The sequence below is a fragment of the Enterobacter sp. MGH 33 genome, assembly GCF_000534535.1.
GTDB lineage: Bacteria > Pseudomonadota > Gammaproteobacteria > Enterobacterales > Enterobacteriaceae > Enterobacter > Enterobacter hormaechei_C.
The window spans coordinates 6,985-23,756 of sequence record NZ_KI973214.1; the positions used below are offsets into that span (position 1 = coordinate 6,985).

At 46.2% G+C, this 16,772-nt stretch carries 14 protein-coding genes and 1 pseudogene; 5 read left to right on the top strand and 10 right to left on the bottom strand.

Annotation, left to right across the window (positions count from 1 at the left end; genetic code table 11):
- Positions 1-243 precede the first annotated feature (243 nt).
- The 8 genes from L379_RS00535 to L379_RS00500 all read right to left on the bottom strand — a co-directional run bounded on the left by L379_RS00535 (position 244) and on the right by L379_RS00500 (position 6,955).
- The gene (locus L379_RS00535) at positions 244-1,590 is read right to left on the bottom strand and encodes a hypothetical protein (protein WP_032655990.1); all 1,347 of its coding nucleotides are present in this window, start codon (positions 1,588-1,590) and stop codon (positions 244-246) included.
- Positions 1,591-1,674: 84 nt separating this feature from the next.
- Complete coding sequence (locus L379_RS26005; RefSeq protein ID WP_032655992.1) at positions 1,675-1,998, bottom strand: hypothetical protein; 324 nt, start codon at positions 1,996-1,998, stop codon at positions 1,675-1,677.
- A gap of 433 nt (positions 1,999-2,431) precedes the next feature.
- The gene (locus L379_RS00525; protein ID WP_032655998.1) at positions 2,432-3,460 is read right to left on the bottom strand and encodes a ParB/RepB/Spo0J family partition protein; all 1,029 of its coding nucleotides are present in this window, start codon (positions 3,458-3,460) and stop codon (positions 2,432-2,434) included.
- A complete protein-coding gene (locus L379_RS00520; RefSeq protein WP_032656000.1) occupies positions 3,460-4,326 on the bottom strand; it encodes a ParA family protein in 867 nt (288 codons plus the stop codon). Before L379_RS00520 ends, L379_RS00525 begins: the two co-directional genes overlap by 1 nt.
- A gap of 349 nt (positions 4,327-4,675) precedes the next feature.
- A complete protein-coding gene (locus L379_RS00515; protein ID WP_032656005.1) occupies positions 4,676-5,455 on the bottom strand; it encodes a site-specific integrase in 780 nt (259 codons plus the stop codon).
- The gene (locus L379_RS00510) at positions 5,452-5,790 is read right to left on the bottom strand and encodes a hypothetical protein (RefSeq protein ID WP_032656007.1); all 339 of its coding nucleotides are present in this window, start codon (positions 5,788-5,790) and stop codon (positions 5,452-5,454) included. The genes L379_RS00515 and L379_RS00510 overlap by 4 nt, the downstream gene beginning before the upstream one ends.
- A 29-nt stretch (positions 5,791-5,819) precedes the next feature.
- Complete coding sequence (locus L379_RS00505) at positions 5,820-6,587, bottom strand: hypothetical protein (protein WP_032656010.1); 768 nt, start codon at positions 6,585-6,587, stop codon at positions 5,820-5,822.
- 32 nt (positions 6,588-6,619) lie between these two features.
- Positions 6,620-6,955, bottom strand: coding sequence for a hypothetical protein (locus L379_RS00500; protein WP_032656013.1), 336 nt, complete (start codon positions 6,953-6,955; stop codon positions 6,620-6,622).
- A gap of 599 nt (positions 6,956-7,554) precedes the next feature.
- Here L379_RS00500 and L379_RS00495 point away from each other — a divergent pair.
- Positions 7,555-8,829 (top strand): hypothetical protein, encoded by a 1,275-nt coding sequence (locus tag L379_RS00495; protein WP_032656019.1) that lies wholly within the window; start codon positions 7,555-7,557, stop codon positions 8,827-8,829.
- A gap of 49 nt (positions 8,830-8,878) precedes the next feature.
- On the opposite strand, the gene L379_RS00490 is transcribed toward L379_RS00495, so the two are convergent.
- Together L379_RS00490 and L379_RS26165 are read right to left on the bottom strand one after the other, a co-directional pair.
- The gene (locus L379_RS00490) at positions 8,879-9,064 is read right to left on the bottom strand and encodes a hypothetical protein (protein WP_032656023.1); all 186 of its coding nucleotides are present in this window, start codon (positions 9,062-9,064) and stop codon (positions 8,879-8,881) included.
- Positions 9,065-9,175: 111 nt separating this feature from the next.
- Positions 9,176-10,042, bottom strand: a complete 867-nt coding sequence (locus L379_RS26165; RefSeq protein ID WP_050596932.1) for a hypothetical protein — start codon at positions 10,040-10,042, stop codon at positions 9,176-9,178.
- Between the two features lie 397 nt (positions 10,043-10,439).
- On the opposite strand from L379_RS26165, the gene L379_RS00480 reads away from it, so the two are divergent.
- The 4 genes and pseudogenes from L379_RS00480 (at position 10,440) to L379_RS00470 (ending at position 16,731) form a co-directional block, all read left to right on the top strand.
- A complete protein-coding gene (locus tag L379_RS00480) occupies positions 10,440-10,925 on the top strand; it encodes a hypothetical protein (RefSeq protein WP_032656026.1) in 486 nt (161 codons plus the stop codon).
- Positions 10,926-10,935: 10 nt separating this feature from the next.
- Positions 10,936-12,939 (top strand): AAA family ATPase, encoded by a 2,004-nt coding sequence (locus tag L379_RS00475; protein ID WP_032656029.1) that lies wholly within the window; start codon positions 10,936-10,938, stop codon positions 12,937-12,939.
- A gap of 628 nt (positions 12,940-13,567) precedes the next feature.
- A pseudogene (locus tag L379_RS25460) lies at positions 13,568-14,668 on the top strand (SIR2 family protein); the annotation flags it as partial.
- Positions 14,665-16,731 (top strand): ATP-binding protein, encoded by a 2,067-nt coding sequence (locus L379_RS00470; protein ID WP_004098991.1) that lies wholly within the window; start codon positions 14,665-14,667, stop codon positions 16,729-16,731. The pseudogene L379_RS25460 and the gene L379_RS00470, both read left to right, overlap by 4 nt.
- Positions 16,732-16,772: the final 41 nt, after the last annotated feature.

Here is a 16,772-nt window from a genome sequence, read left to right on the forward strand (position 1 = left end):
CCGTGCTGTCCGGGAAGTTGACCTGTTTCCCACATTCCGTGCTGTCCGGGAAGTTGACCTGTTTCCCACATTCCGTGCTGTCAGGAAGTTGACCTGTTTCCCACAGTCCGTGCTGTCCGGGAAGTTGACCTGTTTCCCACAATTCGGCCGGTCTACCAAGTTGACCTGTTTTCCATGAGGAGCATATATTGCATTTAAGATAACCGCTTGTGCCTCCATTCAATGCAATTCCACGGCTTAACCTTACTCGCGCGTTTTTCCTGCCCCAAATATATGTTTAAGAAGATAGCTGTTGAAGGTCTTTTCAGAAGGTCCCGGCCATCCTGGAGGATCGGTTAAAAGAACACCTTCCTGTTCCATCCAGCTGTGCATTTGGCGTTTTCGTTCAAGATATTCTTCGGACTCATAGCCCATTGTTTCAATGATGAAAGTCGTAACTTTTGTTTTTCCGGCCGGCAGCACATTCAGTATAAAATCTGGATGAATTTCCTCTTCTTCTCCGTTCCTGACGCTTTTCATCGTGAACAGAGGTTTGCTGAAACTTATCGCGTCGGGATGATTACCCTGGCGGCCTGCAAAATCAGATGCACTCAGTATGACATTAAGTGTGTCGCGCTCTTTGTTACTATCAACCGGTACCGGATTGTCCATGCTAAATGCGGCATGCGCATATCCTTTGTGACAGAAAACGAGCCCATCTCTTCCCCGGCGGTATTCCAGTATTGCCCAGTACGGGGCCCGGCTTCCTGCATTGTAAGTATTCTCACCATTGATGCGAACTCGTGCTTCAGGGCGGTGGATATAGGTATTTTTCTTTATCGTAAACGTTACCTCCTCCATGCTGACATCACTGGCTATCCCAACTATATAGACGCATGGTTCTTTATCTTTTTCCTGCGTGTCTTCCAGTTGCTTGAGCATGTCATCGATTTGATTGAGGCTAAGCCAGGGTGAGCAGTTGAAGAACTTGCTCAGGGGAGTTCCGTTCCTTGTGGTGTGTTCTTCAAGCACCATTTTTATCCTGCTGATCGCCCCCCCTGCCCCCGGCCTCTTAAATTCAGGTATGAGTTCGAGCTGATTCAGTCCCGCGGCCTGAATCAGCGTCAGCAGTTTTCGTCCCAGAGCTGGAATTGGTTTAAGCGTTTTACGACGTCGTTTACGTGGCACAGCTGGTCCGTCAACATTAACGATCTGGTTTTCCTTTTTTCTGTCAGGGAGCCAGTCATTGTCACCCACAGGGTTAAGAGGACTGGTTTTTCCCTCGTTAACAGTGTTGTCAGCATCTTTCTCTTTCTTCAGCCGGAAAAGCGGGCAGAGTTCATCATGCTGCTTGCTCTTACTTACGTGGCGTAAGTTGGCTGCGTTGACTTCACAGTTGTAAGGACCGTCAGCGACTGGATCAGGTTCGGCACAGTCACATTTAATCCATAGCTCACGTCTGTCCATTTCTTCTAGAATTTTATTTGCTATATGCAAATCGGTCTGAGCTGGTCTTCGGCCGTTGCTAAAGACATGCAAAAATGCCTCCCTCTCGGCCATGTTTAGTTTCCGCTCAAACCTCCCTCTCGGTTTTTTCCATACCAGTTCCATGATTTGTCACTCCGAAGATCATTACTATCTACGTAATTTTTTAAGTTAAGTGAGAGTAAGATTTCGCATGCGAAATCTTATGGTTTAATCACGCCGGTGCAGTTGAAGAAGTGCCTGAGAAGGACGGTAGTGCTGCTTTGCCCACCGGCCGTAGTTATTGACGTTTGCATACTGGCGTTCGGTTGCACCATCACGGTAATACAACACATGAATAATGCCATGCAGCTGAAGATAGCTGGCTACAGTGGTGACATTGTTGCGAACGAAACGCGTGTGGCTCTGGAATGTATCAAGGTCAACGCCTTCCTGCCCGTCATCAAGAGCATCAAGAATAAATGCTATTAAAGCTGAAGCGATAGAACGTCTGCCAGAGCCTGCGATACAAGCATCAAGCTCTTGAAAGGTCATCTGGATTTCCTGTTGTAACGGTAGCTGGCATCCTCTTCGATTGCAGCGACGAACCATCCGGATGCAGTTTGTCTGTCTATACTCTCAGGCAATGAAGCGACTAGCTGCTCAAGTGAAAGTGTTCGATTAGATCTGAATATCAGTGCCGACATTCCGCACCATTCCTGGTTACTTTCCGGCTTCCATCCGTGGCTAAGCATCAACCTTAATGCTGTCAGTGCCGCCCACAACGGAGTTTCAGCTGGGTTAGAGGACCATGACAGTAACGCCGTTCCGGGCACGGGCCTGCTTCTTTTAACGTATCCAAGGTTAATAGCCTCTTCTGTCAACGCAGCAGCAGCTTCGGATTGGGTACCGGGATATTTTTGTGCCCAGAGGCGGACAATTTGGCCACGGAACGCCGTGGCCATTTCGGTAAACGGAGTAGATTTCATCACAGAGACCGCATCCCAATTACACGTAGCTCAGAAGCCTCTACAGAAATCTCACCAATTTCCAGTTTCACCCAAACATAACCTTCTTCATCTGGCGCTCGGTCAGTCATTATTACTCCTTGCTGACCGTCAATATCGACAACAACCAGCCAGGATTCTCCACCAGATCTGTTATTCAGAGGCTTGGTTGGTCTCCCGGTCTTAGCCTTAGATTTCGCATGCGAAATCTCTTGGTTGCTTTTGTTCTTTACTTCATCAAGCACCGCTTTAACTTGCGCGCGAGAAATGCCTGATTCCCGTGCAGCTGTGATGAGCTTCTCAGCCTCTTCGGGAGACTTTTCATTTAACTGGATGAGCGTGTACGCCAGATCGATATCGGATGTGACTTTATCCCGGAGAAGGGCGGTAATATTTTCGGGTGCATCAATAAGACGAAGGTGTTTACTAACAAATGAGGTAGGTTTACCCATTGTTTTTGCTATCTGCTCACCCGTCATATTGAACTGATGCTTGAGTTCATAGAAGGATTTTGCCGTAGCTAAGGGTTTCAAACCAGACTGCTGCAGGTTTTCAATGAGCTGACCGATAATGCGTTCTTTTCTTTCCCGTGGTGGCTTGCCAACGTAAATATCAATATAAGCATCACCACGTTTGCGAGCTGTACGCACACGCGTTTCGCCTAGCCATATCTGGTAGCCACGTCTGTCTCGAGGATAACAACGAGGCGGCGTAAGCATCCCTATAGTTTCGAAGGTATCAGACATTCCATCAATGACATCTTCCTCGAAGTCTTCTTCAGGCCGCACTTGTTCTTCAGCATATACCAGATTTATATCTACCCGGATTATCTGTCCTTCAGGTTCTATATCTGGGCGGGCTATATCCGCCATAATCTGATGCGCAGATATATCATGGTTCTGCTCGTCTGGTTGTTTGTTTGCAATGACCTGTTCGATATCAGAAACAACAGCATTTTTTTTCATTTCCTGTTGTGCCTGAAGTCGTTTCATAAACGGTTTTCTGGCCATTACTTACCTCCTGCGAGACGAATTATTTTCTGGGTAAGTTCTTTATACTGGATTGCTGGAAGACACTTAGGGTCGTATTCATCAAAAGAGAGCCCAAGCTCGATTGCTTCTTTAGCAGCTGCAGGAACAAATGATATATAGGCGAGAATGTACTCTTCTGAATAGCCTTTTCCCTGAAGGATCTCGATGAGGAGATTCAGGTTCAGTGTATCAATAGGTCCCAGATATCCTTCTTTAAGCGGTTTTTTATAATTTTTAACCTGCGTCTGGGTTACATAAGTGCCCATGAACTGCAACGAAGGATTATAGTTCCGCTTTATTTTCTGCATATAAGTAAGCTGTTTGCCAACCGCGTTACGGGCCTGCTTCTCAAGCAGGGTAGGTATTAGAAGGTAATCAGCTGACATATGCGCTGCGATCATAACGTTTGAGTAAGACGGCGCTGAGTCAGCAATTATAAAATCAAATTGTTTCTTCAGTTCTTCAACACGATCCCTGAAGTCAAACATACAATCGCTGTTGCGGTAATTAATTTCATTAAGTTCACTGGTTGCACCGATAAAGAAGCGCCCGCCAGGAAGTTCGATAGGTCGAACTTCGGTATCCGGAAAGAAAAGCTGAAATGTGTTAGCCACGCCGGGGGTAAAACTGTTACTTAATGGTTCTCGTTCTATCTCATAAGGTAAGTCATCGGGGAAAGCTCTCTCCGTAAGACCAGTTGTCCAGTCCATATCAATTTCGAGCACACGATATCCAGCACTACGAAGGTCGTGTGCAATTTCACTGGATGACTGCGATTTAACGATCCCGCCCTTCTGGCTGCATACTACGATAAGTTTACCAATAGGTCCGATTTTCAGTGTCATGGAACAATCCTTAATATTTCGCATGCGAAATGTATGAGAAGGGGCGGCACGACTTGAGAGAGCATTTCAGTAATGAACTGAATTCTTTGAAGTATTTCATACGCACTCCTGTGAGTCAGGCGTTTCGCCAGATGCAGAAGCAGCTTTCTGCCACTGCGTTTGTTGTCATGCTTTGCAACAGAGCAACAGTATACAGAGAAAAAATAAGGTATCAATAATGATACGCTATAGATTTCGCATGCGAAATCTTTTCTGTGACAGGGCACAAACATACAGTATTTGGGTTAACCGAGTCAGACCAGAATTGGTTCTATTTTCCTTAAAGAACAATTAGATAAGAACTGACTACTTAAAAGTTACCCTTCAGCATGGCCACAGCCTCATCCCCCGGCATCAGGAACTGCACCCGGTGCCGTGCTGCCACATCCAGCGCGAACACTTTTGTGTAGACTTCCGTCGAGCTGATTGACTTGTGTCCCATCAGCGCCTGCAGCACCTTTAGCGGAATGCCTGCGTACAGCATGTGCATGGCATAGCTGTGACGGAACGTATGAGGGGTTATCGGCACGGAGAACGTCACTCCGTCGGCCGCAGCGGCCTCCACGGCTTCGCTGAGCCAGGTACGCACGGTTCGATCGGTAATATTCCAGATACGAGCCTTTTCCATTCTGCCTGTGTTCTTGTTTTTTCGTTCCAGGGGGATCTTCAGCGTGGCCACCATCATCTCCAGCTGGCTGACATAATGCGGATCAGAGAGCGGTACCAGACGGTGCACCTGACTGCCGGCAGGGGCACGGCCCGCTGTTCTGGTAGCTTTTTCGGTCCGCTGTTTGAGCGTGGTCAGCTTCACAAACGGGTAGGGTGGCTGCAGCAAAAAATCAGTCCGGCCCAGTGCCACGGCTTCGTTGACACGTGCGCCGGAATTCCACAGGGTGGCGATCAGTGTCTTGCGGTACAGATCGGGAATGTAGTGGAGCAGGGCGCTCACCTCCGGCGCCAGCAGGTATTTTGGCAGTTCATCATGCGCGAGGGCCAGCTGGCGAAGTGCCAGCGCGGCCGGGTAGTCGATGGCCACCGGCAGCTGCGTGGCCGAAAAGGAAACACCCTGGCCTGGTATTGCCGGCATCATTGCTTGTTGTCCCTGCCGGACAGGTATTGCTCTGTAAGTCGTGCCATTGCTTTCTGCGCGTAATCTTCGCCCGGGAGCACACTGATATCTCCCCGGCGTTCCATCTCGGCGCCGATGGCGCTGAGGGTCGTCGCTAACGGCAGCAGCCGGCGCAGCTGCAGGGCGTGCCCGCATGCGGAACGGATGCGATCGGCAAATTCATCCTCATCGCGGGAATATGTTCCGGGCGCCGACCGTTCCCGGCCATCCTTTTCTGACTGCAGCTGCTGGCACAGTTTAAGTAAGGCAATAATGTCATCAGAGGCCTTATTTTCCTGCGAATCTTGTAAAATCATACTATTCACCATGTTATAGCTGTACTGACTTACGGCCCTGCAGGTTCATCATGCTGGCCGTGATGATGCTGGTTATTCGCGATCTGAAAGGCGGCCATCGCTCGCTGGTTCAGGACATATATATGGGCTCGGCGTTTGCGCTCCTGCCGCCAGATCGTCCACAGTGTGGGTTGTGCCGACCAGGGCGTTGCATCGAGACGAGTGGCGGGTAGTTGTGCGAGGTTTCGCAGGCGACGGGAAAGAATGATTGTTTTGAGTCCGAGCCAGGCATACTGATAGCGACGTTCATAAAACGTATCTGAATAGTCAGGCGGATCATCATGCTCAGCCGCTGAACTGACAGCTCTGTCAGCACCGTTCTGCAGCACGGGAAGCTCACGGATACGGTACATTAACTGACGTGGCAGGACCCGCCAATCGCCAGAGATAGCACTAAGAATGAGGTCTTCCGGTACCACTGAAAACCGGAAAACACCGTCACGGTCTTCATAGCCAGTATCCGAGGAGACTCTTACGCAGTGCTCAGCAAAACGTTCGAGGTGAAAGACAAGCTCCGTGGTGATGTAAAGAAGTTCTTTCTGCCGTTTGTCCTCAGTCAGCTGCTGCTCATGGCGCAGTCGTTCTGCTGCCGCATCTCCTTCACGTTCACGCGCGTATCGGTGGTTTACCCTGCTCACCAGTAAGGCAACACCGCCAGCCAGTACCCCACCGGCGAGGGTTGAAATCACCGGCATCCACGCCGTAACTCCCTGCACAACTGCTTTAACCTGTTCTGTATCCGTTATGACATCCGACATGTTTGTTCCTTATTTAGAAATCCCGCCCGCTGTTATGAACATTGCTCAGCGGAAAGGAAAAAGGGCCGCGAGAACATCGAACCTGTTTCTCCGAGAAGACGCCGGGTTAATAGCAGATGTAAATCCACCTTCAGAGCATCTTTCGGCAGTCCCCCAAAATCTCTCGCATGCCAGGAATCGATGCGCCAGCCATTTTCTGGCGTTTCCGGGATATCAATGCGACGGGCCAGTTCTTTTCCGTTCAGATCGACAATTAGCTGAACGTCAGGAGAATTACCATCCGGATTGCTGACGCCTGGTTCACGGAGATACCAGACGAATTTGTGACCACTATCCATCAGCTCGTGAAAAAGCTCCACTTCGTCCATTTCTGCCCTCTGCAATACTTACGCAATAAATAGTCACTCAGAGTAATGATGACGTGCAGCATAATCGGCTAAGCACAACCCTGAGTCTGTCACCAGGATGACTTTTCCCTGCCGTCATCATTTTCAGGCTGATAATAAGCAGACATATAGCCACGCAGTTAAATTACCGGATGGCCGTTCCGGTCAGATCCGACTTTCCGGCATATCTCAACTTTCCGGAAGTGTACCACGGCAGGGAAATAAGCAAAGCGGCGTTTTCCGGTGTGCAGCACCCGGTCATCCGGGACAGGATAAAACACAACATATGGGGTGTCGCCTCGACGGGAAAGCGACGGTGACCACAATATATGGCCTGCGGCGGCCGCTGCGCGCCGGAGGCAGGGAGGAAGATCCGGAACAGCCAGAAATCGGATCTCAGGAGTAGGAGATACACGATTAATGGAAAAGGTATAAGGAGACATAAGAAACATAAAAAAAAGAATATATATGGTTATCAGAAATGCTTGTTGCTGTTAGAAATTTTCCAGGTTATTTTGTTTAAAACCGTTCGCAAACGGTTTTTTAAAAAGAAGATAATCCATGTAGCAGGACTTACATAAATGAACGCAAAATCATCACCTGAACGCGGCAGGATAAATCGCGAAACTGCCCAGAACAGTGGGTTCACTGAAATTAAACTGATCGCGCGCTCAGATCAGGACCGCCTGGAGATTGAGAAAATGAAATATGACCAGTTAGTACGATTCATCCATCAACAGCCGGCGAATGCCGAGCTTGCACCACCGGTACGCAAAGCTGTACTGGAGGCTCTGGGGTTAAAGGGTTCCCCCCTGTATGCCACCACTCATGGTGCCATGAGCCATATCATTACCACCATGATGGACTATGGCATGACGGCCCAGGTGGTACCGGCCGTCCAGATCTACAGCGCCTGTTTCCCGACCAGCCTCAACTACGTACTGAAATCCTTCCCGGGTAAGGTGCATAACTACCTGTGCCGGCATGGCGATGCCTCTTCGGTGGTGACCTGGACTGAGCGGAACCCGGACTGGGGCGATCGCATCATTGCCAGCGTCCTTGACGGTACATTCGATGCCGTTCTTTACCAGATGCGCACCGCCGTCGGGGCCATGACGCTTAATCAGCCAGTCCTGACCATGCTTCGCCGTCTGAAGGAAGATGCCAGCGGGATTAATGCCGGCGCGCAGGAACAGGCACAGCAGATCCTCGACAAGGCCCCGGAGACGCTTATCCAGTCACCCCGCCAGTGGGATACCGACTGCAATGCCCTGCGCGCGTTTATCCTGTATTTCCTGCTCGTTGATCTTGAAAAACGCTACGGCGATATGGCGTGTGGTGAACGCACCTTTGAGATCCCGTTCTACGAGTGGCAACGTGAAGTCGCTGAAATGCCGGCGACCGGTGTTGTGTCGTTTAAGGAAGACTCCGAACTGGCTGAAGAGTATGACTACGGGCTGTGCATTGGCTGGCGTTACGATAAGTGGGAGCAGTTTTTCTACCAGGCCGCACTCGGGGCCGTTTATCTACTGAACCCCCGCGTCGCCCCCAGGGGTACGCTGAAAACCTCGGCTCTTGAGCCGGGTATGGCCATCCGTTACGCAGAGGACATGCTGGAAAAATACCTGCCGTATACCGGACGTGCTTTAGTGGACAGTCCGGTCGGGACGGGCAATATGTTTGATCGTGCCTGCCGTGCTGCACGCAAGCTTCCGGATAGTCTTCTGCGCCAGATCCGCGAAGAGTTTGGCAGCTTCGGTACCATCACAGATCCGGTGCGGTTTGCAGACATGACATCTGACTTCCTCACTCCGGATGAGGCCCGCCTGCTCAGCAGTGATTTTCTTCACGACTAATATGTACCCCTTCAAAAAAGGTCCCTCCGGGGGCCTTTTTTTATACCATTCAGTCAATCAGCGTCCTGCGAATGGCGGCCATAACAAGTTCGTAGTGAACAACCGGGCTGGCGGCCAGACGCAAACCGCCTGCCCAGCATTCATCCGAGAAGATCAGCGCCTCATTACCGGTGCGCTGTTCCGGTGCACGGCTGGCCAGCCAGCGTGCCACAACTTCCTGACGGGTTCTCTTCATTGCTTTGTCCTCACGGAGTTAATTACCCCCTGATCCTGCCGTCACGACTCCGTTATTGCATCGTCTCATTTCGTTCTCCGCCCTCTGACTCCGCTCCGGGAATCTTTTGCCTCACACGCTGCTGCCAGTCTTCCCCGGGGAAATCGTAGCAGGAGTCGCCCAGGCCCCCGGATAACCCGCATCATACAGTCTGTTACGCAGCATCTTGACACTGTCCACGGAGACAGGCTCTGCGAGATCGAGTGAAACGGTGGCCAGTGTCGCCAGACTTGAGTCAGTCAGCCGGAAATCTGCCGGCAAATAAATGTGTGCAGTGCGCAGATCCCCTTTCATTACCCGGATATCATGAAAATTACTGAACAGCCGACGCAGGAAATCCGGAACAGCCACTCCCCTTGCATGCACGACAGCTTCATCGCTCCGGTCCATGAACTCTGCCACGGGATTTTCTTTCGCCACCACCTCCAGGAGTTGCTGCAGCGACGGCCAGTATTTGCCATCAAATTGGCTGCGAAGGCCATCAAGTTTTTCACGCAAAAAAGAGGAGTAATGTCCGTTCTGGCCAGAAGCTGCGTCAATCAGATCGACGATATGGGCTGTATGTTCTATGTAAAAAGCATTGCGGTTAAGTATATCTTCCCGTTCCGTCAGCATTCTGCCGAGTTCTGCGGCCTTAGTTGCAATCCCCTCATTCAGGAAAGCCAGTCTTGAGTGATCAGCCTTCAGGCGCCTGTGGTGCTCAGCAGTTCCGTATACACCGGCCAGGAATATCTGTGCCAGCAAATTCCAGCACTGCTCACCGGTGAGCGCATGTCGCGCAATGTCATGCCATACCGGATTCATCTCTGTATCACGTGAAATGAGCCTTTCCAGCACAGACCAGGATGGTTCATACAATGTCTTTTCACGTAGATCGTCACGGTATGATTTCATTATCTCCAGCACATCGGCGGCAGTTCGGGCAGGGATGAATTTCATTTCTTTTCCTCATCAGTTTTGCTGTCACGGTCATTATGTCCACGCCTGAGGGGAATGTCGGTAACACAGGAGAGGAATATTTTGGGCTGCTGTGTTACCCGGTTCCGGTTCTGCCTTTTTTCGGATCCCGGCATAAGAAGAGATGAATTATTGCATCAAAGTCAATAAAGAAGACAGATTATTGTATATTGAAGATTATTGCTTTTTAAGCAAAAAAACATTTCATTTAATACATTTATGATAGTAATGATGAATCTTTTCGGTAAGCACGAATGATATGAAAACCACAATGATGTTATTTAAAAATCCGTTTAAAATACAGACTCACATATCGTAGAAGGACATGGTCTTCCCGATAAGCTTTCGTAAATAGTGTTCGTAGCTTTTAAGGATAAATATGATATTTGCACGGCAATCAAATGAACCTGCTCATAACGAGCCCTCTTTTGTCAGAGATTTCCACTATCTGACAGCGTTGATACAGCATCTGGGTGCGCATGAACGCTGGAACAGCAGAACTCCAAGAAATATTGCTGATAGCCTAGGTATGGATATGCAGGAGGTGGAACGAGTACTTGCTTCCTATCCGGCGTTTTTCAGACGCTCTTCCAACCTCAGTTCTCAGGGCGAGCCTCTGTATATGATCCATCTCCGCTATGCCAGAAGAAGGAAGAATAATGAAACTGACGCCCGTGAATCTCCTCCTGTCAGTGCGGCTGAGATGGGTATTATGCTGGATCTCGTGACAAAGATGATTGCCGTGGAAGAACAGAACAAAAGGCTCAGCTTCGAGATTAAAACCAATAATCTTAAAATATGGTCTGCTCTGGGGCTGGCCTTTCTTTCTTCCGCAACGGCGATTGCCACAGCATTACTGAAATAGGAGAATATGGATGAAACTGGAATCTTTTCGTGTTCGAAACTTCCGCTCTGTGTTTGACAGTGGGGTGATAACCACTGAGAAACTGACAGCAATTCTGGGGCGGAATGAAAGCGGCAAAACAAATTTGTTACTTGCTCTTAAAAGCCTTAATCCGGCAGAAGGTTTCGACAAACTCAATGATATAAAAGATTTCCCAAGGCATAGAAAACTGAGTGAATGTACTCCTGACACACCCGTTGTAGATACCACCTGGACATTAACCGAGACAGAACTGGCGGAACTCAGTGCAATTTATCCACGTGCACGAAATATTACTTATGTTGACATCAGTAGACGATACAATGGAAAACTCAGGTACATCAGTTTTAGTGGGCTTGAAAAATTCGCATATGATGTACAAAAAATAAAAAAAGAAGTCCGTAAAATAACGGCTCAAATTGATTTGTTTTTCGATAACCCCGAAAATAAAACAGAACAAACCCAGCCTGATATACAGGCTATAAGAGATATATGCAATGCCTTACTTCCAATTCCGGACGATCCAATTGGCTGGTCAGAACAGGCCAAGGGTAAACCTCAGGAGCTGAGAAAATTTCTGGTTAAGTATGACATCGAGCTTAAGTCGGAATCTGATGATGCTCTAGATGAACTGGAGGATACTCTTAACGAGATAAGCAATGATTCTACCCGAGCTCAACGGGCACGAGAATGGATTCTTACAAAAATCCCTGTCTTTGTGATGGTAGATGAATATCCTGAACTGAACGGTCACCATCAAATGGCTGAATATAATAATCGTAAACAGCAGGGCAAATTAACTAATGCCGATATCAATTTTGAGAAACTTTGCAAGGTGGCAGGGATTGACCCTGCCGAGCTGACGGCAAACAGAAATAATTCAGATGTTCGAAATCAGCTTGTAAACAGAGCGGGAGCTGTCGTTACGACAGAAATCCGAAGGCTATGGCAGGATAAACCTCTTAAAATCCGTTTTAATGTTGACAGTGATTATTTTGATACATATGTTTCGGATTCAAATAATGCCTACGATGTTGAGGTGAACCTGGACGAAAGAAGCCGGGGATTTAAGTGGTTCTTCTCATTCTATATAACATTTTTTGCTGATACCAAGGGCGGCTCAGCAGAAAATGCTATTATTTTACTGGATGAGCCAGGGCTTTACTTGCATGCTAAATCTCAAGCTGATCTTCTTAATCACCTTACCAATGATTTTGATAACCAGATTATCTATACCACTCACTCTCCATTCCTTGTACCAATTAAAAACATATCCGATATAAAAACTGTGTCAATTGCAGAGGATAAGGGTACGACGGTGACCAACGATCCCAGCGGGGATTCCACAACTTTATTCCCGTTGCAGGCCGCGCTGGGTTATGACATCGCACAGTCGTTATTTATTGGTTCCCATAATTTGATTGTTGAGGGCGTTACTGATTTCTGGTACCTCAGTACAATTTCAGATGTGCTGACGTCTGTCGGCAGAAAAGGCTTGAACAGCAAAATCACCATAACCCCTGCAGGCGGGGCACAGCGCGTATCCTACATGGTTTCTCTTCTGTCCTCTCAGAATCTTAATGTTGTTGTGCTTCTGGATGATGAGAAGCAAAGCCGGGAGACTTCAACTGAGCTTCAGCAGCAGGGCATGCTTACTAGAAAGAACGTAATATTTGTTTCTGATGCGTTGGAGTCTAAGCGTGACGAGTGCGATATCGAAGATCTCTTCAATCGTGAGACTTTCCTTCAGATGGTTGATGAAAGCTATGATCTGAAACCAGCTACTCTTAAACTGAATGATAAAATACCGCGGATTGTCAAACAGATTGAAAGCGCCTTCTCGGCAGACAAGAAACATTTTGTGAAAGCCAAACCCGCCCGCGCATTCATGAATCGTATGAAAGATGGCGATAATCAGATATTGTCCAAAGAAGAACTGGACCGTTTTGAAAAGCTGTTTGATCTGATAAACAAAAGAATGAATGCCCGCAATTAAATTTTAATCCTTAAGCAGTAAGTAAAAGGCCCGATAAATCGGGCCTATATACTTTCAACTCTTGAATGAATTCATTAAGGTTGTTATCGTGATAAATCTGAATGTTTATGTATGCGCCTAAGATGTAATTTTTACTTCTATCTTTCAAGTTGTTTAAATTTCTGTTCCTACGTCATCAGGAACTAACAACCCATTATGGTCTTTGTACCGCTTAATCTCAGAGAAAGTTGCATCGGAAATTGATTTATCAGGTAAACAGTACCCGTTATGGTAATCTTCGATATAGTCATAGTAGTCATCAATATCGCGCTGATCTATACCTAAAAACTCAGGGCCTTTTATCCGATCTTCAAGAAACTCACGTTGTAGTGAAGGGGTTTGAAGCCCAATGGAGCGGAAATGTACGCTAAGAACCTAACTGCATGATTTTAGGTCTATGAAGTCGTGGCGTTGTTCGTCAGGTTTACGTTGATTTGATTACCGGGTTTATTAACACTGAAAGTACCTGAAACCGCATGGCTACTGGCATCAACGAAAAGAGTAAACAAAATCCTCGTTTTCTTTACTCGTCTGACCGCTCAAAAAATGTACTTCGCGTACGTTCTCGTCCGGTTGGCCTTCAACCCCCGAAATAGATAGTTATGTAGCTAAAACAGCTGAAGCCTCAGGAAGAGGAAGAGGTAATATTGAAGACCAAATCCGTTCAATTAATGAGTTAATTAAAGGATTAGAGATTTTAACTGCGCAAAATCTCCCACTTCCAGAACCGCCTCCTGGTGCTCTCCCATATCGAAATTTAAAAAGTGAGTTAGTTGAGTTAAATAATGAGCTAACAAGATGTTTGAAATTATTCTCAGATTCAGTTAGTAATGGGGAAAAGTTAATTCGCGATGCAAAAAACGATTTAAAAACACAAACGTTTAATTATTTAGTAAGTTTTTTGATGAGTTTTTCAAGTCGAACAGCGACAAGGGATCGATTACATATTTTCACGACGAATTACGACAGGATAATTGAAGCAGGAGCTGAAATAGCAGGTATTCGACTAATTGACAGATTTGTTGGTACTATAGCGCCTATTTTCAGATCTTCGCGACTAGAAGTCGACTATCATTATAATCCACCGGGTATTCGTGGTGAACCAAGATATTTGGAAGGTGTGGCGCGCTTTACTAAATTACATGGCTCATTGGACTGGTATACTACCGAAGGAGCCATAAGGCGATTTGGATTACCTTTTGGTGCGAGTTCGGTGGAACCCTTTTTACAAGTGGAGGCTGCTGGAGCAGCGAACTATCATCAATTAATGATTTATCCAAACTCGGTTAAAGACCGAGAAACATCAGAATACCCTTATGTTGAACTATTCAGAGACTTAGCATCTGCAACATGTCGTCCTAATAGTACTTTGGTAACATATGGTTATAGTTTTGGAGATGAACATATAAACCGTGTTATTATTGACATGCTGACAATACCCTCAACGCATATAGTAATAATTGCCTACGGCGATCCACTCGGTAGAATTATGCGCTTTGTAAACGAAAGTGGAAGAAAAGCTCAAATATCTTTATTACTTGGTGACCACTTTGGAGATATCAAGAATTTAGTGGATTTTTATCTTCCTAAAGCAGCGATAGACAGATCATCAATTCGTATGGCAGAACTATTGAAATCAAGGGGTTTATATCGTACAACAATTTCAAATAATAGCGAGGATGCTGAATGAACTCATTTCCGATTGAACAAGGTGAGCAACTCAGGGTCGGCACTGTAGATTTTGTTTCACCTAATGAAATTAGAGCAATATTAGAGATTGACTCACCTGATACTGTTGCTTTGAATGCAGGAACGCCTAGAAACTTTCCAAGAGTAAACAGTTATGTATTAATATCATGTGATAATGGTTACTTAGTTGGGCAAATAGAGTGGCTTGCTGTAGAACATTCGCCTTATCCAAAACAAAGAGATGTTCAAGAATTTGGTTTAGTAAATCTACCATTCCCCCGAAAAAAAATAAGTTTGAATCCGGTGGGAATGCTTAAACGTTTGTCCAAAGATGGTACTGATTATTTCAGATTTCAACGAGGTTCTGAATCGTTTCCTTCTATTGGGGCTGCTATTTTACTACCGACAGATTTACAACTTAGATCAATAGTCGAATCTGGAAATAATAGGCGAGTGATCATTGGACAAAGTCCACTTGCGAACAATGCAAATGTAGCTGTAGATCCTGATAGATTATTTGGTCGTCATATAGCAGTGCTCGGAAATACTGGTAGCGGTAAGTCTTGCTCTGTATCTGGATTAATCCAGTGGTCACTCGAATCTGCATTGGAATCACAAATAAAACCAAATGCCAGATTTATCATCCTAGACCCCAACGGCGAGTATGCACGTGCTTTGGGGCCAACGACGAAATTTAAAGGTAGAGTATTTAAGGTTGAGGCTGAAGGCAGTGAAAACCAATTACAAGTACCCTCATGGTTTTGGAATAGTTCGGAGTGGGCATCATTCACGCAAGCAAGTCCTAAAGCACAACTTCCATTACTAAAACGCTCCTTGAGAGCAATGAGAAATGAAGAATTTGATTTACAAAAGAATATAGATATAGAAGTTAAAAAATACCTAGGTACAATTTTGGTTTCTTTAAAAGCGGATAAATCTAAAGGAGCAGCGGCACTTAATGATTTCCCTGGAGCCAAAAATCTTTTGGCTAAAATTAATATTTGGCGTCAGAGTCTGGAAGAATACAAAGCGAGATTAACTACACCATGCCCTGAGCTAGATAAATTAATCATCTCTATTCAAGATTTTTGTGGGCAAAGAGAAGGCAGATATCCAGATTACAATGCTAAAGTTAGCGCAGTTGATAACATCATAAATGGAGTGTTATCTTCATTTCAGAGCCTTGGAGGCGATGAGTGTGAACTCCTTCCTAAAAACGAGGATATCCCCGTCCCTTTTGACGGAAATAATTTAGTCTCCTATTTAGAGGCGTTAGCACAAGAAAATGGTAGCGAGCAATATGTTGAATATCTAGTAGCTAGAATACGCACAATGCTTGCGGATACAAGAATGAAACCCATAACCAATGACTCAGAGCATAGAGTTGACTTGGCTAATTGGTTAGAAACATATATTGGGAAAGATGGTGATGGTGATAGCTGCGTTTCAATTATTGATCTTTCTTTAGTACCAACTGAAATTACTCATCTTGTGACAGCTGTCATTTCAAGAATTATTTTTGAATCATTGCAACGTTATAGACGACTATATAACAAATCTTTACCTACGGTACTTGTTGCTGAAGAAGCACATACATTTATTAAACGGTATCGTGAGGACAGTGAAAATCAGGATGTCGCAGCTGTTTGCTGTCAAGTATTTGAGAAAATTGCACGAGAAGGCAGGAAATTTGGTCTCGGTATGGTTATTTCTTCGCAACGACCATCAGAATTATCACCTACAGTTTTATCTCAATGTAATACTTTTCTTCTGCATCGAATTAGCAATGACAAAGATCAGGAGCAAGTTCATAAAATGGTACCCGACAATTTGCGAGGATTACTCCGTGAATTGCCTTCATTGCCATCTCAACATGCAATACTGATGGGCTGGGCATCTGAACTTCCTGTCTTAGTTAAAATGAAAAATTTGACGAAAGAGCAGCAACCCCATTCTGATGACCCTGATTTCTGGGATGTTTGGACAAGAAAGGATGCTGATGGGAAATTGGTCGAGAGAACGGCCAATTGGGAAGCTGTTGTAAAGGAATGGCAACAAAATTGAACTGAAGTAGGATGTGAAAACGGGAGGGCAGATCGGAATTG